This window comes from Plasticicumulans acidivorans, assembly GCF_003182095.1.
Lineage (GTDB): Bacteria > Pseudomonadota > Gammaproteobacteria > Competibacterales > Competibacteraceae > Plasticicumulans > Plasticicumulans acidivorans.
Genome location: NZ_QGTJ01000006.1, coordinates 223,691 through 246,363, shown reverse-complemented (window position 1 = coordinate 246,363; position 22,673 = coordinate 223,691). Strand labels below are relative to the sequence as shown.

At 74.0% G+C, this 22,673-nt stretch carries 16 protein-coding genes; all 16 read left to right on the top strand.

What is annotated here, in order from left to right:
- Positions 1 to 16: 16 nt before the first annotated feature.
- Entirely contained in the window at positions 17 to 814 is a 798-nt protein-coding gene (locus C7443_RS12100; protein ID WP_110018877.1) for a hypothetical protein, read from the top strand.
- Positions 811 to 1,659 (top strand): hypothetical protein, encoded by an 849-nt coding sequence (locus tag C7443_RS12095; protein WP_110018876.1) that lies wholly within the window; start codon positions 811 to 813, stop codon positions 1,657 to 1,659. Before C7443_RS12100 ends, C7443_RS12095 begins: the two co-directional genes overlap by 4 nt.
- Before the next feature lie 15 nt (positions 1,660 to 1,674).
- Positions 1,675 to 2,889, top strand: coding sequence for a Pvc16 family protein (locus C7443_RS12090; RefSeq protein ID WP_110018875.1), 1,215 nt, complete (start codon positions 1,675 to 1,677; stop codon positions 2,887 to 2,889).
- On the top strand, positions 2,886 to 4,994 hold the full coding sequence (locus C7443_RS12085; RefSeq protein ID WP_246004641.1) for an AAA family ATPase: 2,109 nt from the start codon (positions 2,886 to 2,888) through the stop codon (positions 4,992 to 4,994). The genes C7443_RS12090 and C7443_RS12085 overlap by 4 nt, the downstream gene beginning before the upstream one ends.
- A 9-nt stretch (positions 4,995 to 5,003) precedes the next feature.
- Positions 5,004 to 5,306 carry a hypothetical protein gene (locus C7443_RS12080; RefSeq protein ID WP_110018873.1) on the top strand — a complete coding sequence of 101 codons (303 nt, stop codon included), beginning with the start codon at positions 5,004 to 5,006 and terminating at the stop codon, positions 5,304 to 5,306.
- A 4-nt stretch (positions 5,307 to 5,310) separates the two neighbouring features.
- Complete coding sequence (locus tag C7443_RS12075; RefSeq protein WP_110018872.1) at positions 5,311 to 5,976, top strand: hypothetical protein; 666 nt, start codon at positions 5,311 to 5,313, stop codon at positions 5,974 to 5,976.
- Positions 5,977 to 6,010: 34 nt separating this feature from the next.
- Positions 6,011 to 6,289 (top strand): hypothetical protein, encoded by a 279-nt coding sequence (locus tag C7443_RS12070; protein WP_110018871.1) that lies wholly within the window; start codon positions 6,011 to 6,013, stop codon positions 6,287 to 6,289.
- Positions 6,289 to 7,428 carry a hypothetical protein gene (locus tag C7443_RS12065; protein WP_110018870.1) on the top strand — a complete coding sequence of 380 codons (1,140 nt, stop codon included), beginning with the start codon at positions 6,289 to 6,291 and terminating at the stop codon, positions 7,426 to 7,428. Before C7443_RS12070 ends, C7443_RS12065 begins: the two co-directional genes overlap by 1 nt.
- A 17-nt stretch (positions 7,429 to 7,445) precedes the next feature.
- A complete protein-coding gene (locus C7443_RS12060) occupies positions 7,446 to 8,021 on the top strand; it encodes a phage baseplate assembly protein V (protein WP_246004640.1) in 576 nt (191 codons plus the stop codon).
- Positions 8,022 to 8,051: 30 nt separating this feature from the next.
- Positions 8,052 to 8,432, top strand: a complete 381-nt coding sequence (locus C7443_RS12055; protein ID WP_110018869.1) for a GPW/gp25 family protein — start codon at positions 8,052 to 8,054, stop codon at positions 8,430 to 8,432.
- Positions 8,433 to 8,441: 9 nt separating this feature from the next.
- Positions 8,442 to 10,961, top strand: a complete 2,520-nt coding sequence (locus tag C7443_RS12050; protein ID WP_110018868.1) for a baseplate J/gp47 family protein — start codon at positions 8,442 to 8,444, stop codon at positions 10,959 to 10,961.
- Between the two features lie 24 nt (positions 10,962 to 10,985).
- Positions 10,986 to 13,649 (top strand): baseplate J/gp47 family protein, encoded by a 2,664-nt coding sequence (locus C7443_RS12045; protein WP_110018867.1) that lies wholly within the window; start codon positions 10,986 to 10,988, stop codon positions 13,647 to 13,649.
- 34 nt (positions 13,650 to 13,683) lie between these two features.
- Complete coding sequence (locus C7443_RS12040; RefSeq protein ID WP_110018866.1) at positions 13,684 to 16,068, top strand: phage tail protein; 2,385 nt, start codon at positions 13,684 to 13,686, stop codon at positions 16,066 to 16,068.
- 91 nt (positions 16,069 to 16,159) lie between these two features.
- Positions 16,160 to 20,761 carry a helix-hairpin-helix domain-containing protein gene (locus C7443_RS12035; RefSeq protein ID WP_110018865.1) on the top strand — a complete coding sequence of 1,534 codons (4,602 nt, stop codon included), beginning with the start codon at positions 16,160 to 16,162 and terminating at the stop codon, positions 20,759 to 20,761.
- 31 nt (positions 20,762 to 20,792) lie between these two features.
- Positions 20,793 to 22,268: an eCIS core domain-containing protein gene (locus C7443_RS12030; protein WP_170123601.1), complete on the top strand. Its 1,476-nt coding sequence runs from the start codon at positions 20,793 to 20,795 to the stop codon at positions 22,266 to 22,268.
- A gap of 14 nt (positions 22,269 to 22,282) precedes the next feature.
- Positions 22,283 to 22,627, top strand: coding sequence for a hypothetical protein (locus C7443_RS19910; RefSeq protein WP_146213297.1), 345 nt, complete (start codon positions 22,283 to 22,285; stop codon positions 22,625 to 22,627).
- The last annotated feature ends 46 nt before the right edge of the window (positions 22,628 to 22,673 follow it).

The window sequence follows — 22,673 nt, the reverse complement described above, 5'->3', positions numbered from 1 at the left end:
TTGCTGGATCGCGACCATGCCCTCCGCCCGCCCCGACCTCGTCCCCGCCGCCGCACCGCCGCTGCACTGGCGCGCCTACGGCCGTGCTGCCGACCTCGACCTGTGCCTCGACGCCGATGCCCGTACGCGCAACGCTGCGGTCAGCGCCCTGCTCGCCGCGCTGCTCGACGGCGCGGCGGCCGATCGCCTGGCGATCGTCAGCGGCCTGACCCTGGCCGGGCGCATCGGTGCCCTGCTGGCGATCGTCGGCCGCAGCGAAGGCTGCGAGCAGCTGACGCTGGCCCTGCGTTGCCGACAGGCCGGCTGCGACACGATCTTCGAAGTCGAGCTGGCACTGGCCGCCCTGCTGGAGCTGGCCCAGGCCGCGGAAAGCGAACCGCTGCTGACCATCGCCGACGTGCGCCTGCGGCGGCCGACCGGCGATGACCAGCGCCGCTGGCAGGCCGCGGCTCCGCCCCCCGGGCAGGCCGCCGCCGTGCTGCTCGGCACGCTGATCGTCGACCCGGCGCAGCGCGACCGCGCCGTCGATGCGCACTGGCGCGCGCGCGCCGGCGAGCAGCTCGAAGTCCTCGATCCGCTGCCCTGTTTCACGCTGAGCTGCCGCTGTCCCGACTGCGCCGGCGAAGCCGACTACCCGCTCGACCTGGAAGCGCAGGCCCTCGCCCGCCTCGGCGCCCTGCGCCGCCGCCTGCTGCGCGAGGTGCACCGGCTCGCCAGCCGCTACGGCTGGGACGAAGCCCGCATCCTCGACCTGCCACCGGCGCGCCGGTGCGAGTACCTGGCGCTGATCGACGCCGAGGAGCCGCGGCCATGAGCTACTTCGAGCAACTCGCCGAACGCAGCGGCCTGCTGCCGGCCAGTGCCACCGGCGCGGCCGAGTGGACAGCCGCGACGCCGGCGGCGGCGGCCGGCGATCTGCAGGAAATCAGCCTCGAAACACCGGCCGCGCCGGCGCCCGCCCCCGGCCTCAGCCACGTTGCACCAAGTACCGTGCCCGCCGCGTCGGCACCGCAGACAGCCCCGCTGACGGCCGCTGCACCGGCGCAGCAGGTGACGGTGTTATCCACCGTTGAGAAAAACTCCTGCGAAGCCGCCCCGCGCACGCCCGCGCCGGCCGTCGCAGCGCCGCTCGAAACACCGGCAGCGAGCAGCGACGAGCGCGCGCCGAGTCCTGCGTTCGCACCACTCGCGAATCCCATCGAGGCCACGGCGGCGATGGCAACACCCGCCGTGCAGCCGCCGTCAGCTGCCGAGCCGGTGCAGCCGGTGTTACGACAGGTGCTCGCCTGGATCGCCGCCGATCCGGCGCCGGCCGCGGCGGCAACGCCGGCAGCCTCGGAACCCGCCGCGCCACAGCGTGAGTCCGCAATCATCATCGAGGCCGATACGCCCGACGCGGTCGAGCCGAGCCCGCCGGCCGCTGCCGAACCCCGCGCGCCGAGCCCCGTGCCGTCGTCACCGGCGCGGACCGGTGCACCGCCTGCTGTGATCGAGGAACGTGTCGAGCTGCACATCGGCACCATCAGCGTGCGCATCGAAGCCCCGGCACCGGCACCCGCTCCGGCCGCTGTGCGACGCGAAGCGGCGCCGGTGCAAGCCGCCGCGCCACGCCCGGCCGCCAGCACGCCACGGCTGCGGCGCCACTTTCTGCGGCCCTGAGCGAGGTGCACGGCGATGGCTCTGGCAGATTCGGGACGGGCGATCGGTGCAACCACGCGGCTGCTGCGCGAGCACCTGACGCGGCTCGGCCACGAGGTCAGCATCAACCACCCTGAGCTGGCGGCGAGCGCCGGTTCCGACCCCAAGCTCAACCTGTTCCTGTTCGAAGTCAGCTTCGATGCCAGCCTGCGCAACGTGGCGCTCGCCGACGACCAGCCGCCGCCGCTGTGGCTGTGCCTGCATTACCTGCTGACCGCCTATGACGAAGGCGCGGTCAGCGACAGCATGGCCGCCCACGAGCTGCTCGGCCGCGGCCTCGGCGCACTGCAGGAACTCAACTTCCTGCGCCTCGACGCGATGCTCGACGCCAACATCCGTCAGGCGCTGGAGAACAACCCGGAGCCGCTGAAAGTCACCTTCGACGAAACCTCCTCGGAGCTGCTGTCACGGCTGATGCAGGGCCCGGACGAGCGCTACCGCCTGTCGGTGGCTTTTCAGGTGCGGCCGGTGATGATCGCGCCGGCTGAGCCGCCAGCCTTTGCCGGCATCGTCGGCATCGACACCACGCAGGCGCCGCCGGCGGTGATCGGCCTCGCCGGCCGGGCGCTGTCGGTGCTCGCCTCGCTCGGCCCGCAGCCGGAGGCGCTGAGCCCGGCCGCCGTCGAGCCCGGCGCCGAATTCGAACTCAGCGGCGAGGATCTGCAGCTGACCGGGCTCGAATGCCGGCTCGGCGGCGTGGCGCTGGCGATCGTCGCCCAGCGTCCCGAGCGGCTGCGCCTGCGCGCCGACGGCGAGATCCCCGCCGGTGCCGGCGCCGGCCCGATCGCCGCCGGCGGCACGCTGTCGGCCGGCTTGCAGACGCTCGACGTCGGCATCGTGCTGCCCGGCGGCCGCTGGCGCAGCGGCGGCCTGCTCAGCCTAGCGCTGCTGCCGGTGGTCGAGACCGTCGCCGTCGTCGCCGGCACGCTCAGCGTCAGCGGCACGCTGCTCGGCACCTGGAACGACGACATCCTCATCGCGCTGGTGCAGGACGGGCGCATCGCCCGCCTGCTCGAACCCGGCCTGCCGCCGCCGGCGATCCCGCCGGCCGGCAGCATCGTGCCCGGCCCGGCGCAGAACAGCCTGAGCGTCACCGCCTTCGCCGCCGGGCTGCCGGCCGGCGAATACCGCGTGGTCGTCCGCGTCAACGGCCAGCAGGCGCGGCGCACGCCAGCGGTGCTGCTGCCGTGAGCGCCGCGCCGCGGATGCTGCCGCCGAGCTTCGAGCCGGCCCTGCGCGTCGACGATGTGCTGGCCGCGCACTGGCTGCGCCAGGTCACGTTGCGTCTGCGCCGCGAGGTCTGCTGGCTGTGGCACGAACACGGCCTGCTCGCCGGGACCGAAGCCGACACGGCCGCCGGCGGCCTGCTGCCGCCACCCGGCGATGCCCTCGCCGCCGCGCTCGACCTGACGCGCTGGGAGGCCGAGAAGCGCCGTTTCCACGCCGGCGACGCCACCGCCCGCTACCTCAGCGAGCTGATCGCCGTAGCGGCGCCGGACGGCCACGGCGCGCCGCCACCGCCGCGCGGCGGCTTCGGCTGGGTGGTGCGTGAACTGGCGCTGACGCCGTTCGAATGCTTCGTGCTGGCGCTGGCGCTGGCACCGAGCGTCGATGCCGCCTGCGGCAGCGTCATCGCCGCCTGCCTGCATCAGGACGGGCGCGCCTTGCCAACGCCGGCGCTCGCGCAACGCCTGTGGGAGAGCCCCGAGGACGCGCTGGCGCTGCTCGATGCCGCGCAGCGCCTGGCCCGCTACGGCCTGCTCGCGCCGCCGCAGGACTGGGACACGCCGCTGCGCGTGCCGCCGCTGCTCGCCCGCGAGCTGCTCTACCCCGGCGGCGCGCTGCCCGATGCGCTGGAAGCCGTCACCGCCGTCACCGAACCGCTCCCCGATACCGCAACGCTCGCGCTGTGCGCCGCGCGGCTGCGCAGCGCCGGACAGCAGCGCCGCCGACTGCTACCGCTGTGCGGCGCCAGCGGCGCCCCGCTGGCCGGCGTCGCCGCGCGCATCGCCGCCGAACTCGGCGAAGGCTGCGTGCAGCCGCGCGCCGGTGCGCCGGAAAATGCGCTCGCAGCGCTGATGAGCCTGTGCTGGCTGCGCGGCCTGGCGCTGGTGCTGCCGGCCCCGGCCACCGACGAGCATGCCGAGGCCGCCGCCCTGCCGCTGCCGGCCCTGCCGCTGACGCTGTTCGTGCTCAGTGCCGACCGTCGCAGCGCCGCGCGCCTGCCGCAGGCGCTGCCGGCGCTGGAGCTGGCGCCGGCCGACTGGCAGGCGCGGCTCGCCGCCTGGGATGCCGGCCTGCCGCTGGCCGGCCGCGATGCCGAACTGCAGGCGGCGATGGCCGACTGCGCGCGGCGTTTTCGCTACGAGCGCAGCCACATCGACACGCTCTGCGCCACGCTGCGCGCGCTCGGCCGGCCGCCGCGCGCCGCCGATCTCTACGCCGCCTGCCGCGCCGACGTCGACCTCGGTGAGCTGGCGCGCCCGGTGACGCCGCGCTTCACGCTCGATGAACTGATGCTGCCGCCGCGGCAGAGCGCGCAGATCAGCGAGCTGGTGCAGGCCGCGCGGGCGCTGACCCGCGTGCATCACGACTGGGGCACCGCCCGCGCCTGGAATGAATGCGGGCTGTCGGCGCTGTTCGCCGGCCCGCCCGGCACCGGCAAGACCATGGCGGCCGAGGCGCTGGCGCGCGCGCTGGCCATGCCGCTGTATCGCATCGACCTGTCGCAGGTGGTCGACAAATACATCGGCGAGACCGAGAAGAACCTCAAGCGCGTGTTCGACGCCGCCGACGCCGCCGACGTCATCCTGTTCTTCGACGAGGCCGACGCGCTGTTCGGCAAGCGCACCGAGGTGCGCGACGCCCATGACCGCTACGCCAATCTGGAGATCAGCTACCTGCTCGAACGCATGGAGCGCTTCCGCGGCCTGGCGATCCTCGCCAGCAACCGGCGCAAGGATCTCGACGAGGCGTTCATGCGCCGGCTGCGTTTCCTCATCGAGTTTCCGCAACCGGGCGCCGAGGAGCGCCTGCGCATCTGGCGCGCGGTGCTGCCGCCGGCGGCCGACGCCAGCGCGCTCGACCTCGAATTCCTCGCCCAGCGCTTCGCCCTCGCCGGCGGCCACATCCGCTCGGTGGTGTTCCAGGCCTGTCTGCTCAGCGCCGGAGCCGGCGCGCCGCGGCGTCTGGAAATGCCAGCACTGGTGCGCGCGCTGCGCCGCGAGCTCGACAAGCTCGGCCGCACCGTCAGCCTCGATCAGTTCGGGCCGTATGCGGCCCACCTCGGCGATTAGGAGGCCGCCATGCAACAGCCCGGTACTACGCGCCCCACGGCAGCCGACCTGAGCCCACCCGGCACGACGGCCGCGGACAGCGCCGCGGCGGCCCCGCGCGCCGCGCCACGTCGCATCGTCATCGACCGCCTCGACCTCGATCTGCGCGGCTACCCGCCGGGCGTCGCCGAGGCCGCGGTGCAGGCGCTGCCGGCGCAGCTCCTCGCCAGCCTCAGCGGCCCCGCGGGGCAGACCGCCGGCGCCGCGACGCTGGCGCAGACGCTCGCCGAGCGCATCGCGCAGCAGATCGCGGCGCGGCGCGGCGGAGCCTGAGATCATGGCCGTGCTGCTGCGCGGGGCGCTGATCGAATACGGGGCCGGGCTGATCGGGCCGATCCCCAATGTGGTGATCTTCCAGTTCAACCCGGAAAAGCTCACGCGCACGCTGCGCATTCCCGAGCGGCCGACCGGCGTCAACGCCCGCGAGCGCACCCAGGCCGGCGACAAGACCTTCGAGAGCGTGTCGCTGACTGCGCACTTCAGCGCCGCCGACCTGCTCAAGGACGACAAGCTCCTCGCCCGCACCTTCGGCATCGGCCCGCAGCTGTGCGCGCTGGAAAAACTGGTGCAGCCGGCCGGCAAGATCGAGGGCCTGATCGGCGCCGCGCTCGATGCCATCGGCGGCGCGCTCGGCGGCGGCGCGGCACCGGCGCAGGCGATCCCGCGCGAGCAGTTCCCGAAGACGCTGTTCATCTGGGGGCTGACGCGGGTGCTGCCGGTGACCATCGACTCGATGAGCATCACCGAACTCGAATACGACCACCTGCTCAACCCGCTGCGCGCCGAGGTCGAAATCGGCCTGACGGTGATCGCCGTCGACGACTGCGACGACGACTGGCTGGCCAAGGGTGCCCTCGAATACACCACGATCGCCAAGGAAGCCCAGGCGATCGCCAACCTCGCCAACACCGCCGAACAGGTGGTCGAGCTGATCCCGCTGTGAGCGGTGTGGCCGCCCGGCGGATACGGAGGATGCGATGTTTCTCGACGCTTCCCGCTACGCGAAGGTGATGCAGGAGACGGTGACGCTGGCCGACGGCCGCGTGGTCAGCGCGCTGCGCCTGCGCCCGCTGCCGCCGAGCGCGGGCACGGCGCACGCGGTGCAGGACAACGACCGCCTCGACCTGCTGGCGCAGGCCGGCTACGCCGACGGCACCCGCTTCTGGCACATCGCCGACGCCAACAGTGCGCTCGACGCCGCCCGCGAGCTGTGCGCCGAGACCGGCGCCACGCTGACGCTGCCGGACGAGCGCTGATGCCGGCGGCAGCGTTTCGCCTCTACTTCGGCGAGCGGCCGGCGACGGCCGAGGAGCTCGCCCGCGTCGACGAGATCACCGTCGAGCAGGAGGCGGACATGGCCTGGGAGGCGCGCATCCGCATGACGCTGTGCACCGCGCCCGACGGGCGCTGGCAGCACCGCCCGGATCAGCTGGCCGCGCCGTTCTCGCGCGTGCGCATCGAGCTGCAGCTCGGCAGCGCCGGGTTCGTGGCGCTGATCGATGGCCCGGTCGCCGCCTTCGAGCACGCCCTCGACAGCCTGCCCGGGCGCAGCAGCGCGACGCTGGTGGTGCGCGACGACAGCGTGCTGATGAACCGCAGCGAAGCGGTCGAGACCTTCGAGAACCGCAGCGACGAGGCCATCGCCCGCGAGCTGTTCGGCCGCTTCGCCTTCATCGCCAGCACCCGCATCGAGGCCGCCGGCAGCGCCCGCGCCGCGGTGGTGCGCCGCGGCAGCGAGATCGCCTTCCTGCGCCGGCTGGCGCGGGCCCACGGCCGCCATGCCTACGTGCTGCCCGGCAGCACGCGCGGCCAGAGCGTCGGCTGCTTCCTGCCCGACCCGAGCCGCAGCGACGGTCTGCCGCCGCTGGTGCTGCTCGGCAGCGGGCGCAACCTCACCGAGCTCGAACTGCACGAGGACTCCGAAGCCCCCGGCAGCAGCAGCGGGCGCACGCTGCACATCGTCGACGGCCAGATCCAGAGCGCGCAGAGCGGCCCGCGCGACCTCACGCTGCTGCGCCCGCTGCCGCCGCTCGCCGGTGCCAGCGGCGCCAGCCGCCTGCTGCGCCCCGAGGACGACGACCGCGACGACCCCGGCGAACGCACCATCGGCGATGCCCGCCAGTCGGCCTGGGCCTACCGCGCCAGCGGCAAGCTGGTCGCCGGCTGCTACGCCGGCGTGCTCGCGCCCTACCGGCGCGTGCCGGTCGAGGCCGGCGACCTGCCGCTGTCCGGCGAATGGCTGATCGCCAAGGTCACGCACCACATCACACCGTCGGTCTACACCCAGCAGTTCGAGGCGCTGGCCGACTCGCTCAACGAGCCCGGCGCGCCGGCGCCGGACGGCGGCGCCGGCGGGCTGTCGGTGTCGCTGTCGGCCAGCCTGTCGATTTTCTGAAAGTGCGCGGAGGCAGCATGACGATGGGAGCGGAAATGGAGCAGTCGCTGGTCGGCCTCGCCGAGTTCCAGCGCGATCATCACTTCGGCAAGTACCGCGGCCTGGTCAGCGACATCGGCGACCCGGACGGCATGGGCCGCATCCGCGCCACGGTGCCGGCGGTGTATGGCGAGATCGACTCGCCGTGGGCGCTGCCGGCGCTGCCCTTCGCCGGCGCCGGTCACGGCCTGGTGCTGCTGCCGGAAGTCGGCGACGGCGTGTGGATCGAGTTCGAGGCCGGCGACATCGCCCGGCCGATCTGGAGCGGCGGCTGGTGGCAGCGCGACCAGCGCCCCGACCCCAAGGGCGACACCGTGCGCCTGCTGAGCACGAGCGGCGGCCATCAGCTGATGCTCGACGAGGCCGCTGACGAAATCCGCCTCAAGCACCCCGGCGGCGCCGAGATCGTGCTCGCCGCCGACGGCATCACGCTGAGCTTCGGCAGCTGCACGCTGCAGATCAGCCGCAGCGAGATCGACCTCAATCACGGCATGGTCAAGGTGACGACGGCCGGCGCGAGCCTCGTCAACGACGCCATGAAAATCGGCGCCTGAGCGCCGGCGCACCCGAGGAGGCACGCGACGATGAACGACGTTCCCGGCCGACACCTCGCCTTTCCGTTTCACATCGGCAACGACGGCCGCAGCGCCGCGCCCGCCTCCGAAGTCGAGCACGTGCGCGATGAGCTGCTGCAGCTGCTGCTGACCGCCCCCGGCGAGCGGCCGTTCGTCACCGAGTTCGGCGCCGGCGTGCGCAAGCTGGTGTTCGAGCCCGGTTCCGAGGTGCTCGAAGGCGTCACCCGCGCGCGCATCACCCAGGCGGTGTCGCGCTGGCTGGCGCAGCGGCTGACGCTGGAGGCGCTGGTGGTCGAGTTCGCCGGCGAGCGTATCGACATCGAGGTGCGCTACCGCCCGGCCGGCAGCGCCGACTCGCGCGTGCTGCGCTTCCAGCGGCAGGGGCAGTGAGGGGGCACGATGAGTGCGATCCAGGACAGCGACGCCATCGACGAGCGCGCCCGCGACCTCGCGGCGCTCGATCTCAACGGCCTGGCGGCGGTGCTGGTGGCGCTGACGCCGCCGGCGCCGCCCGGCAGCGCCTGGCTGGAGCTGCATTTCGTCAACGACCGCCACGTCGCCGCGATCCTCGCCGCGGTGGCGCTGCCCGGCGCGGCGACGGCGCTGTTCCCGATCCGCGGCGGCCACCGCCTGCCGGCCGGGCCGGCCGCCGGCCAGGTGCGCTGCACCGCGGTCGCCGCCGGCCCCGATGCCGCCAGCCTGCGCCTGAGCGTCGAGCCGGTCGGCGACTACTCGACCTATACGCTGGAGCTGGTGTGGGACGCCGCCGAGCTCGACCCGTTCTTCGCCGCGCTGGCGTTCCGCTTCCGCCCCGGCTGCTTCACCAATGACTGCGCCGCGGCCGCCGCCGGCAACCGGGCGGCCGCCGCCGTGCCGGCGATCGACTATCTGGCGAAGGACTACGACAGCTTCCGCCACCTGCTGATGAGCGCGATGGCGGCGCGCGTGCCGGCCTGGCAACCGACCAGCGAAGCCGATCTCGATCAGGTGCTGATCGACCTGTTCGCCGCCGCCGCCGACGAGCTCTCCGACTATCAGGACCGCACGCTGGCCGAAGCGACGCTGGCCAGCGCGCGCAAGCGCGTCTCGCTGGTGCGCCATGCGCGGCTGATGGACTACCAGGTGCATCAGGGCAATCAGGCGAGCACCTGGCTGGCGCTGCTGCTCGACCCGCTGGCGATCCCGCCGGCGCTGCTGCCGCTGCAGCTCGACAGCGAGCTGCAGGTATGGGCCGGCCATGCCGACGACGTCGACGCTCAGGTCTGGTTCGCCAGCCGCGAAACCCGCCTGCCGCCGGCGGCACGCCGCGAGCTCGATCCGCTGCTCAACGTGCTGCGCGTGCACACCTGGGCCGACGCGCAACCGGCGCTGGCCGCCGGCTCGACCAGCGCCGACCTGCTGCCCGTGCTCGCCGGCGGCGCGACGCAGGCGCATTCGCTCGACCTGGCGGCGCGCATCAACAGCGGCCGCCTGCCGCAACTGCTGATCGAGGAAAAACTCAACCCGCACACCGGCCGCGCCGCCGGCCGCGACCCGCGCAAGCGCCAGCTGCTGACCCTGCTGCCCGATGCCCGCGTGCTGCGCGATCCGGTCGCCGATGCCTGGCCGCTGCGCGTGCACTGGGCGGATACCGATGCGCTGCGCTACGACTACGCGGTGCTGAGCTACTGCGGTGCCGGCGGCGCGCGCATCGACGACATCTCGCTGCTGCACGGCAACCTGCTGCCGGTGCATCAGGGCCGGCTGGCACGCACGCATTTCCATGAGGCCGGCAGCGACCTGCCGCTCGACCAGCCCGGCGAGCGCCACCGCCACTACCGCCGCCGCTACCTCTACGGCGAGCCGCGCGGCGTGCTCTGCGCGCTGCCCGACGCCCCGCTCGCCTGGCTGCCGACGCCACCCGGCGGTGAAGTCGCACCGCGCTCGACGCTGCAGCTCAGTGTCGAGGCCGGCGGCCTCAGCGAACCCTGGGACGAAGTCACCGAACTGGTGCACAGCGACGACAGCGCCGAGGAAGGTGACCACTACGTCGTCGAGACCGACGAGCTCGGCCGCAGCACGCTGCGCTTCGGCGACGGCATCAACGGCCGCTGGCTGGCCGACGGCGCCATCGTCCACACCGACTATCAGGTGCTGGCGGCGGGCGGCGGCCTCGCCGGCAATGTCGGCGCGCAGACGCTGGTGCACCTGCAACCACCGCCGAGCCTGCCGGCCGGCGCCATCGCCAGCGTGTGGAATCCGTTCGACGTGACTGACGGCCGCGCGCCGGAGCCGCCGGAAAAGATCCTGCGCAACGCCCCCGAGGCCTACCGCGCCCGCCAGCTGCGCGCGATCACGCTGGCCGACTACGTGCAGCGCGCCGAGGAAGTCCCCGGCGTCGCCCGCGCCGTCGCCCGCTACGCCTGGACCGGCAGCTGGCGCTGCGTGCGTCTGTGCCTCGACCCGCTCGGCAGCACCGAGCTGACGCCGGCGCTGCGCGCGGCGGTGGCCGCGCACCTGGAGGCGGTGCGCCTGATTGGTGAAGATCTCGAACTGCGCCCGCCGCGCTTCGTGCCGCTCAGTATCGACATCGAGCTGTGCCTGCAGCCCGACTACTGGGTCGAGGACCTGCGCTACGTCATCGAGCAGGAACTGTCGGACGGCTGGACCGCCGACGGTCGTCGCGGCTTCTTCCACCCCGACGCCTGGACCTTCGGCCAGAGCCTGCACCGCAGCGAGCTCGAAGGCCGGCTGCACGCGATCCCCGGCGTCGAGCACCTGATCGCCATCCGCATGCGCCGCTTCGATGCAGCGACGCCGGGAACGGCCGACCCCGAGGTGCTCGAAGCCGGCTTCGACGAGATCTTCCTGGTCCGCAACGACCCCGACCACCTCGAACTCGGCAGCCTGCAGCTGACGCTGCGCGGGGGCCGGCAATGAACGCGCAGCGCGGAGACCGCCGCCATGGCCGATGAATGCCGGGCTTTCATCAGCGACCCGTTCGTCTTTCCGCGCCAGCCGGACAACCGCCCGGCGCTGCCGGCGATCGACTACCGCATCGGCGATTACGCGAGCTTTCGCGAGCGGCTGCTGCGCGACATCGACGCCGCCGTCGAGCTCGCTGCCTGGACCCACCGCGACGCCGACGACCCCGGCATCGCGCTGCTCGAAGGCGCGGCGCTGCTCGGCGACGTGCTGAGCTTCTACCAGCAGCGCTACGCCAACGAGTGCTTCCTGCGCACCGCGCGCTGGCGCGAGAGCGTCGCCGCGCTGGTGCGCCTGCTCGGCTACCGTCTGGCGCCCGGCATCGCCGGCCGCGCGACCTTTGCGCTGGAGGTGCGCCGCCGGCTCAGCGTGCCGGCCGGCTTTGCGCTCAAGGCCGAGCTCGACGCCCTCGCCGACCCGGCCGAGTTCCAGACTGCCGTCGAGCTGCTCGCCGAGCCGCAGCTGTCGCGCTTTCACCTCTACCGCGCGCGCCATTACGCCACCGCGCTGGCCGCCGGCGTGGCGCGCTGCGAGCTGGCCGCGGTCGACGGCGCCAGCGACGCCGCCAGCCTCGATGCCGCGCTCAGGCCGGGCGACCGCATCGTGCTGATTCCGCCGGAACCGGCATGGACCCTCAGCGCCGTCGCGCTCGGCCCGCAGAGCGCGCCGCAGCTGCTCAAGGTCAAGGCGGTGCGTCGCGTGCTCGAACGCCGCATCGTCGAATTCGACAACCCGCCGCCGGCCGACTGGCCGCTGCCGGTGCTGGCCTACCGCCTCGGCCGCAGCTTCCGCCACTTCGGCCACGCCGCACCGCCGACGCGCAGCGTCAGCCGCAAGGACGCCGCCGGCGTCATCACCGGCGCCTATGAATACGCCACCGACTACGAGCGCCACCTCAAGCCCAACCACGCCTGCGGCCTCACCGACTGCTCGATCACGCTGCCGGCCACGCTGCTGCCGCTCGACGGCGAGGTGCCGGAGCTGGTCGCCGGCAGCCGCGTGCTGGTGGAAACCCTGGTGCGCGAGGATGCCGACAGTGACGTGCACTACCCGCTCGCCGCCGTGCGCCGCATCAGCGCAGCGCGCTTCGGCACGCTCGGCTTCGGCACGCTGAACGGCTCGGCGACGCTGCTGACGCTGACGCAGCCGCTGCTGCGCCACGACGGCTTCCCCGACCTGCGCGCCGACGTGCGCGACTTCCGCATCCAGGACATCTCCGGCCCGGCCCTGCAGCTGCGCCCCTGCGCCGAGTTCGACGACGGTGCCTTCGCCAGTGCCGAGGCCGCGCTCTACTTTTTCGGCAGCGCCGCCGAGGCCGCGCCGCTCGCCGCCCGCTCGCTGCTGCTGCTGCATGCCGACGGCCGTCAGGCCGCGCTCGCCTGCACCAATGTGCCGGCGGACTTCAGCGCCGGAGCCGATGAGGCGCCACGGCTGTGGCCGCTGTCCTTCGCCAGCCCGCCGCCGTTCCCGCGCGAGGACTTCGACGAGACGCAGCCGCACGTCGAGGTGCTCGGCAATCTGGTCGAGGCCACGCAGGGCCGCGCCGAGGCCGAGGTCGCGCTCGGCAACGGCGACGGCCGCGCGCGCTTCCAGACCTTCCGCGTGCCGAAGACGCCGCTCACCTATCTGCTCGCCGCCGGGGCGACGCCGCCGCAGCGCCCGCAGCTGGAAGTGCGCGTCGACGGCCGGCTGTGGACGCAGGTCGAGTCGCTGTTCGGCCGCGGCCCGCTGGAGGAGGTCTACCTGGTGCGCGAGGACAGCGACGGCAACAGCTGGGTGCAGTTCGGCGACGGCGAGACCGGCGCACGGCTGCCGAGCGGCGTCGGCAACGTCCGCGCCCGCTACCGCAGCGGCAACGGCGCCCACGGCGTGCTCAAGACCGGCACCACGCCGTCAGCCGGCCAGCGCCTCGACGGGCTCGACAAGGTGCTGCTGCCGGGCGTGGTCGGCGGCGGTGCCGAGCCGGAAGCGGCCGAGCGCGCGCGCAGCAACGCCCCCGGCCGCGTGCAGGGCCTCGGTCGCCTGGTCAGCCTCGCCGACTACGAGACCGAGCTGCGCAGCCTCCCCGGCGTCACCGCGGCGCGCGCCAGCTGGGGGCTCGCCGACGGCGTGCCGGCGCTGACGCTGCAGGTGCTGCTGGCCGCCGGGCGCGAGGCGGAATTCGCCCAGGTGCGCGCCAGCATCGCGCAGTACCAGCACTGCCGCGGCCCCGACCGCTACCCGACCCTGGTGCAGCAGGCGCGCCTGCGCTACGTGCAGCTCGACCTGCGCTGGGCCGGCGATGCGCGGCTGGATGCCGCCGACATCGAGGCGCGCATCCGCAGCGCACTCGGCCTCGCCGACGATGAGGCCAGTGCCTACAGCGGGCTGTTCGGCCTCTACCGCCGCCGGCTCGGCGAAGGCGAGTACGCCAGCCGCATCGAGGGCTGCGTGCAGCAGGTCGCGGGCGTGCTGTGGTGCCGCGTGCTGGCGCTCGGCCTGCTCGCCGCCGGGATCGATGCGCCGGCGGCCGTGCCGCTGCCGGCGAGTCCGCGGCCCCTTGCCGAGCGCCTGAGCTGCACCGACACCGAACTGCTGGCGCTGCATCCGGCCCAGCTGGTGCTGCTGCAGGCACCGGCACCGAACCTGGAGGTCTGCGCATGAACACCGTGTTGCGCCGCGGCCGGCGGTGGTCGCCATGAGCACGCCGCGCGTCCCGCTGTATCAGCGGCTGCCAGAGATCTACCGCATCCGCGATGCCGAGCAGCGCCCGCCGGGGCAGCTGCGTGCCTACCTGGCGGCGGTCGAGGACGCCTTCAGCGCGCTGCACGAGAACATCGAGGCGCTGTACGACGATTTCTTCATCGACAGCTGCGCGCCCTGGGTGATCCCCTACCTCGCCGACCTGCTCGGCAGCAGCCACCTCGCCGGCGAGGTGCGCACGCTGCGCGCCGACGTCGCCGACACCATCGCGCTGCGTCGGCGCAAGGGCACGCTGGGCGCGATCGAGCGCCTCGCCGCCGACCTCAGCGGCTGGCCCTGCCGCGCCGTCGAGCTGTTCCCCAACCTGGCCTGGAGCCAGCACCTCAACCATCAGCGCCCCGACGCCGGCGGCCTGCCGCCCTACGGCGAGGCGATGCTGCCGGCGGCGGACCGCTTCACGCCGCGCCGCGGTGGCTGTGTGCCGATCCGCGACCCGGCGGCGCTGAGCCTGCTGGCGACGCCGTTCGACCCCTATGCCTACACGCCGGACTGCAAGCGCGCCGACGACGGCGCCCGCCACATCAACCTGCCGAACCTGGCGATCTGGCTGTGGCGGCTGGCGCCCTACCGCGTACCGGCGCTGCGGCCGCTGCTCAAGGGCGCCGTCGCGCTCGGCGCAGCGCCGCCCGGCAGCGACGCCGCGGCCTTCGCGCTGCGCCTCGACCTCGATCCGCTCGACCGGCCGCTGCGCCTGTTCAACACCTACCGCCGGCCGCCGCTCGACGCCAGCGGCGCGACGCAGACACTGACCGCCGCCGACGCCGTGCCCGGCCCGCTGCCGCCGGCGCGGCTGAACAGCGGCGCGGCGGACGGCCGGCCGCAGGACTACATCGGCATCGACACCTTCGACGCCACGCAGGCGCCGCCGCGCGGGCTCGACCTCGGCGACAACGGCCTGCAGTTCTACCTGCCGGTCGACCCGAATGACGCCCTCGACCCGATCGCCGGCATCGACTGGCGCTTTCGCGGCGACAACCTCTGCGCCTGGGAAAGCGGCCTGCGCCGACCGCTGGCCGCGCACGAGATCGTCGTCGACCCGACGCTCGGCCGTGTGCTGATCGGCCTGGCGAGCGCCGCCGAGAGCGGCGCGCTGAGCGAGCCGGACGGCGTCGGCGGCCTGCGCGCCCGCCTCTACTGCGGCTACACCTACGCCGCGCCCGGTGCCGTCGGCGCCCATCCGCAATCGCGCGCCGCGGCGCCGACGCAGTTCGGCGACAGCGGCGCCGGTGAGCCGACGCTGCTGCGCACGGTCGGCGGCGACAGTGGCAACACGCTGCAGGCGGCCTTCGACAACCTCGACACCGCGGCGCTGCCGGTGGTCATCGAGATCGGCGACAGCTTCGAGCACCCGCTCGACCTCGCCGCCGTCGCCGGTGTGCACCTCGCCGACGGCGCGCCGGCGCTGGCGCTCAACCGCTCGCTGATCGTGCGTGCGGCGAGCGGGCAGCGGCCGCTGATCCGCCTGATGCAGCCGCTGCGCCTGCGCCCGCTCGACGCCGGCGCCGGCTCGGTCGCCGGCCTGACGGTGCGTCTGGAGGGCCTGTACCTGAGCCGCGGCGCGGGCTTTCCGGCCGGCGCGGCGCTGATCGCCCGCGCCGCCGTCGCCCGCCTCGAATGCCTGTCCTGCACGCTCGATGCGCAGGGCCACAGCCAGCGCGACGGCAGCCGTGCACCGACGCTGCCGTCGATCAACCTCGCCGACGGCTACGGCTTTGCCGACGCCGGCGAGGCCGATGCCTTCGCGCCGACGCCGGACGTGCTGCTGTCGCACAGCCTCAGCGGCCCGCTCGGCATCGATCCCGGCTACCGGGTGACGCTGGCGGCGAGCATCGTCGATGCCGGCCGCGGCCCCGACGAGGACGCCAGCGGCGACTTCGCCTACAGCGCCGCCAGTGCCCCGGCGAGCGGCTGGGGCGCCGCGCTGGCGATCGACGGTGTCACCGTGTTCGGCCGCGTGCGGGCCCGCGCGGGGCTCGGCTCCGGCGGCGTGTTCTGTCACCGCCTGGAGCTCTGGGACAACCAGCACGGCTGCCTGCGCTTCTGCCGCTTCAGCGGCGACGGCGACCGCCTGCCGGCGCACCACGCCTGCGTCAGCGGCGCCGGGGCACGGCTCGCCTTCACCGCGATCCGCGTCAACGAGCCGGGTTATGCGCAGCTGGCCGCCGGCAGCGACTGGCGCATCCGCACGCGCGGCCCCGGCGACGATGAGATGGGCGCCTACGGTTTTCTGTTGAACGCGCACCGCACTACCAACCTCGGCATCCGCCTGCGCGAGTTCATGCCGGTCGGGGTGCGGCCGCTGCTGCTGTACGTGACGTGATTCGGCCCCTGCCCGCGGGCAGGCCCAGGAAGTCGAAACGGTTCACCCGCGTTCGCCAGCGGCGGCGCGCAGCCCGACCCGGAGACTGACCATGAACGGCGATTTCTCCCAGTGGCCCCGCGATCCCTCGTCGACCGACCAGGGCGTACTGTTCCAGCAGGGGCGCGTGATCAGCGATGCCGACCTCACGGCCGGCGAGCGCATCGCGCTCGGCTGGCGCCTGCACGCGGCGCAGGACGTGATCGGCGCCGGCGTTGCCGCGGTGCCGGCGGCAGCGGCCGGCGGCTTTCACATCGAGGCGGCCTTCGTCGCCGGCGGCGTGGTGCACCTGCGGGTGGCAGCGGGACGGCTGTGGGCCGACGGCATCGCGCTCGAACTGCCGGGCGAGCCGGGCCAGCCGCTCGAACGCATCGCCCCCTATCTGGAACCGCCGGCCAACCCGCCGGGCACCGACGCCAGCCAGCTCGGCGACGGCGTGCGCGATGCGGTGATCCTCGAAGTCGCGCTGGAGGCCTTCAACGGCTTTCAGGCGCCGGCGCGGCTGATCGAGCCGGCGCTCGGCGGCCCCGATACCGCCGAGCGCATCGTCGCCCGCTACGGCTTCCGCCTGCTGCGCCTCGGTGCCGGCGAGGACTGCCGCAACATCGGCGCCCGCCTCGCCGACGGCCCGGCCGGCAAGGGCCGGCTGACGGTGACGCTGCAGCCGACCGTGGTGGTACCCGGCGAATGCCCGGTGGTCGCCGGCGGCGGTTACACCGGCTTCGAGCACAACCTCTACCGCATCGAGATCGCCGCCTGCAGCGACGGCGTCGCCCGCTTCAAGTGGTCGCCGTTCAACGGCGGGCTGGTCGGCCGCGGCGTGTTCGATGCCAGCGGCGCGCCGCGGCGCGTGCAGATCACCGCCAACCGCACGGCGATCCTCAGCTGCGGGCAGGACGCCTTCTACCTCGAAGCGCTGCAGCTCGATCCGGCGCTCGGCCACTGGCGCGTGGTCTACGGCGCCTTCGCCACGCTCGACGCCGCGCAGGACCTGGTGCTCGGCGAGCCGCCGGTGTTCGGCAGCTTCCCGGCGGTGGCGAATCCCGGCGACAGCGTGTTCTTCCGCCTCTGGCACGGCCTCGAAGCGGTCGCCGACTACCCCGCGGCGGGCAGCCCGGTCGAGCTGCGCGACGGCATCCGCCTGCAGTTCGACACGCCCGGCGCCACGGCCGGCTACCGGCCGGGTGATGCCTGGAGCTTCAGCGTGCGCGCCGGCGAGATCGCCAACCCGCAGACGCTGATCGACACCGCGCCGCCGCAGGAGCTGACGCTGCACCGCGTGCCGCTGGCGGAAATCGGCTGGAGCGCGCGGCTGGATACGCGCCTGTCCGGCACGCTGGAGGACTGCCGGCGCCGCTTCCGGCCGCTGGTCGAGCAGCGCGTGTGCTGCACCTGGCTGGTCGGCGACGGCCTCACCAGCTTCGGCGACTTCAACTCGCTGGAGGAAGCCGCCGCGCACCTGCCGGCCGCCGGCGGCGAACTGTGCCTGCTGCCGGGCACGCATTTCGCCAACCTGGCGCTGAGCGGCGCGCGCAACCTGCGCATCCACGGCTGCCCGCGGCAGACCCGCGTGCTGGCGCGGCCGGCGAGCGTCACCGCGCCGATCCTCAGCTTCAGCGACTGCAGCGCGATCGCCGTCAGCGGCCTCGACCTGATCGCGCTCGGCGGCGATGCGCTGCTGGCCGCCGGCAGCCAGCCCGGCGCGCTGCACGGCCTGTCGCTGTGCGACTGCCGGGTGCTGGCGCACGACTACGGCGTGCGCGTCGACAACGCCCGCGACGTCAGCCTCGCCGACAACCGCATCTGGGTGCTCGACACCAGCGCCGGGCGCTGCGCGATCTCGCTGCGCGCCGAGGAGGCCCGCATCGAGCGCAACCGCCTCGGCGTCTGGCCGTTCTCGGTGCGCCCGCCGGGCGGCGATGGCGGTGACGGCGGCTCGCCGGACCCGACCGATCCCTGCGCCAGCCCGGAGCGGCTCTACGCCCGCCTGCCGCGGCTGCTGACCTATGCCGAATTCATCTGGGCCGGCGTGCGGGTAGCGGCGATCGAGCCGCCGTATCGCGCGCTCGGCGGCATCCACCTGCGCGGCGCCTGCGACGGCGTACACGTGCTGGAGAACGACATCGACGGCGGCGCCGGCCACGGCATCACCCTCGGCGGCCTGCTGCCGGGCGAGGCCGTGCCCGCGACCGACAACGACAACCAGCCGCTGCCGAGCGTGACGCTGACGCAGCGCGTGTTCCGCGCGCTGGTGCAGGACGGCGACGGCCAGCCACTGGCCGGCGTCGACGTATTCCTCGGCAATGCCGCGGCGATCGTCGCCCAGGACAGCAGCGACGCGCAGGGCCTGGTGGAGATGATCGTGCCGGCGGCGAGCTATCGGCTCGCCGTGGCGCCGGCCTGGCGCATCGCCGAGCTGCGCGAGAGCAGCGCCGGCGGCGACGGTGAAGTGCCGTTCTTCGTGCTGGTGCTGCGCGCGGCGGTGGTGCAGACGCCGGCCGACCGCGCCTTCCTCTACCGCCTGCTGATCGAGGGCAACACCATCCACCGCATGGCGCTGTCCGGCATCGGTTTTCGGCCGTTCGCCGAGCTCGCCGAGACGCCGCCGGCCGAGGCCGCCGATACGCCGGCGCTGCTGGCGGCACTGCTGGCGGCGCTGGCGCCGCGCGAGCTGATCGGCCGCTGCAACGTGGTCCACGAGCTGCTGATCCGCGGCAACCGCATCGAGGGCAATCTGCGCGCGGTGTTCGACGCGGCGCTGCTCAGCGCGGCGCGCAGCGTCGGTCAGGGCGGCATCTCGCTGGCGCTGGTCGAGCGGGTGACGATCGCCGACAACCGCATCCACGACAACGGCCGCAGCGCCAACGATCCGGTGTGCGGCGTGTTCATCGGCTTCGGCGAAGACATCGAGCTGAGCGGCAACCACATCGCCGACAACGGCGCGCTCGGCGCCGACTACGCGCAGGCACGCCAGCCCGGCCTGCGCGGCGGTGTCGTCGTGCGTCTGGCCGCCGCCTCGCTGAGCGGCGGCAGCGCCGATGTCGGCGCTGCGCCGGCGCTGCGCGTGCGCGACAACCGCATCGACCAGCCGGCCGGGCGCGCGCTGAGTGCGCTGGCCTTCGGCCCGCTGGCGGTGCTCGGCAATTCCCTCAACAGCGAGGCCGAGGGCCGGCTGAACAGCCTCGATACGCTGGTCGGCAGCGTGCTGCTGATCGATGTCGGCGGCCTGCACCGCCAGCTCGGTCTGGCACCGTCGCTCGGCAGCGCCCCGGTCGCCGAGCTCGACAATGCGGCGGCGACGGTCAGTTTGAGCAGTGCCGGCAGCTTCGTCGACCGCGCCCGCCTCGAACAAGCGCTGCCGGGCGGTGAACTGCTGTTCGACGACAATCAGGTGCGCATGGGCCCGCGCAGCCGTGCCGCGCTGTCGCTGGTGCTGGCCAGCCTTGATGACGTCGGCTGCGGCGGCAATCAGAGCTCGGTGTTCCGCCCCGACCTGCTGTTCGCCAACGGCCTGCTGTTCGGCTACACGCTGCGCGCCAGCGCCGGCCGCTGGCGCGAGGCGGCGCGTGCCTGCTGGTTCTCGCTGCTCAGCTACGCCGCCGGACTCAACAGCGCGGCCAACGCCTTCTGCATGAACACCACCGCCCACAACCAGGGCGATCACTGCATCGTCGCCGCCAGTGCCGGCAGCGCCAGCGGCCTGCCGGTGATCGACGACGGCAACCTCGAAGCCAACCGCGGCTTCTGCCGGCGCATCGCCGCCGAACCGGCGAGCCTGCTGCGCTACCTGCTGCAGGGCCTGGTCGCCGTGCTGGCACAGCAGCAGAGCAACGCCAGCAACAGCCGCGGCAACGTGCTGCAGAGCGGCACGCTGCAGACGGTCGGTGGCGTGCAGAGCGCCTACACCCAGCTGCAGTACGCGCGCAGCCTCGAAACCGCACGCCTGAGCGCGCGCTACGGCGCCAGTGATGCCCGCGTGCAGGCCGCCACCACCCGTCTGGCGCAGGCGCGCAGCACGCTGAACCTGCTCGACGTGCAGCAGGAGCTGGCGACGATCACGCCGGCGGCGGTGCCGGATGCCGGCCTGCTGCTCGACGGCCGCATCGCCGATACCGCCGGCCGTGGCCGCGAGGGCCTGAGCGTGCAGCTGGTGCGGGCCGACGGCAGCGTGCTCGACGGCTTCAGCGCCCGCACCGACGCCAGCGGCTACTACGCGATGACGCTGGACGCCGGGCAGGCGGCGCAGCTGCGCGCCGACAGCGGCCTGCGCCTGCAGGTCGCCGATGCGCAGAACCGGGTGCTGGCGCGCAGCGAGCAGGTGCTCAGCGCCGGCAGCGACCCGGCACTGCGCGCCTCGTTGAGCCTGCCGAAGTCGGCGCTGAGCCGCGCCGACGCCAACACGGCGACAGTGATCTTCGAGGGCACGGCGCCGACGCCGCACGGCCTGCGCCTGGAGGACATCCGCGGCATCGGCCCGGTGATCGCCGCGCGGCTGCGCGCCGCCGGCATCGCCGACGTCGATGCGCTGCTGCAGACCGACACGGCGACGCTGGTGCGTCTCGCCGGGCTCGATGCCGAAGTGCTGCGTCGCGAGGCGGCGCGCGCGCAGGCCGCGAGCACGACGCCGCAGTCCTCGCGCAGCAAGAAGCGCTGAGCCGGCCCGAGCGGCCAGCGGAGGAACGACGATGTTCACGATCAGCCGGGCACGGACGCCGCGTGAAGCCTCCAGGGCCGGCACCCGCCGCCCGGCACAGCCGCCTCCGGCGCCCGCCGCGGCGCTGCGCCGGGCCCCGGGCTGTGCCTGCGGCGGCAGCTGCCCGCGCTGCCGCGCGGCGCAGCAGACCGCCCGCGCCGAGCCGGTGGCACTCGAACGCGAAGCCGACGCCCTCGCCGCGCGCAGCCTCGCCGCCGGTGCGCTGCCGGCGGTCAGTGCCAGCCCGCCGCCGGACGGCGGCCGGCCGCTGCCGGCGGCACTGGCGGCGCGCTTCGGCCGCGATTTCGGCGCGCCGCTGGGGGCGGTGCGCCTGCACGCCGGGCCGCGCGCCGCGGCCAGCGCCGCCGCACTCGGCGCGCGGGCCTGGACCGCCGGGCGCGACATCGTCTTCGCCGCCGGCGAGTACCGTCCGCACAGCGCCGACGGCGCCCGCCTGCTCGCTCACGAGCTGGTGCACACGCTGCAGCAGGGCGCAGCGCGACCGCCCGGTATCAGCGCCGGCCGCCCCGGCGTGCAGCGCAAGATCGCCGTGCACGATGCCAAGGGCGCGCCGGCCGCGGCGCCGGCCGGCACGACCAACGAGTCGATCATCAACGGCTACGTGCAGACGCTGTGCCCGGACTTCGCGGCGACCGGCGGCAAGATCGGGCCGAGCTCGGCGAGCTTCTGCGCCAAGGGCCTGGCGGCCTCGAAGCAGCCGCAGTCCTGTGGCTGCTTCTGCGAGATGCACGCCGCCACCGATACCTGGGAGATCACCCTCGACGACAACGACTGGCCGCACACCGACGAGGCGGCCAAGGTCGTCACCGTGCATTCGCCGTTCTCCGGCGTGCAGTTCGGCTCCTGGGCCAAGGGGCCGCCGGCGCACCGCATCGACACGCCGAACTGGCTGGTGCTCGGTCACGAGCTGTGCGGCCACGCCCTGCTGATGCAGCGCGGCACGCACCCGAGCGGCCCGGCGCCGAGCCACGGCGGACGGCCGTCGCATGACCCGACGGTGGCGATCGAGAACGCCATCGCTGCCGAGCACGGCACCGCCGCCGGCGAGCTGCGCGGCAGCTTCGCCGATCCGCACCACGGGGAATCGCTGGCGCGCGTCAGCGTCGCGGAGTTTCCCACCGGTTCGAGTGCGGTCAGCGCGCTGCCGGCGGCGCAGCAGGCACAGCTCGACATCGCCGAGCACTTCATCAACAGCGCGCCGGTGAAGATGGACGTCATCGGCCATTCCGACCAGCAGGGCGCGGCGAGCGCACAGAACGCGGTGGCGCGGGCACGGGCGCGCGCGGTGCGCAACGAGCTGGTGTCGCGCGGCGTCGACGCGGCCCGCTTCACGGTGGTCAAGGGCGATGGCGCCAGCCAGTGCACGCTCCCCGGCGATGCACCGGGCTGCCGCAAGGTCGACATTTTCATGTATGTCTTTGAAGGCGCCAGCGAAACGCACACCTGAACGGAGGACCGGCGATGGCGATGATCCTGTTGCACCTGCGCGCACCGGCGCCGCAGCCGCCGCACAGCCTCGAACTCGGCGCGCTGCGGGCGCGGCTCGCGGACTGGCCGTGGCCGGAACGGGTGTTCGACACCCGCCTCGGCGATGCGCCATACGTCACCGTGCGCATCAGCGTGCCGGCGATCGACGCGGCGCTGCTCGCCGAACTGCGCGTGCGCTGCGCGGCGCTGGCGCCGCTGCGCTGCGCGCTGTGGCTCGGCGGCAACCGCGAGGCGCCGCCGGTGCAGGTCAGCGTCGCCGAACTGCAGGCCGCCGATGCCGAGCTGGCGCAGCGCCTCGGCGAGACCAACGAAGACTGAACCCGACGGACAGGACGCCGCCAGCGGAACGGTGAAGCACAGGTGC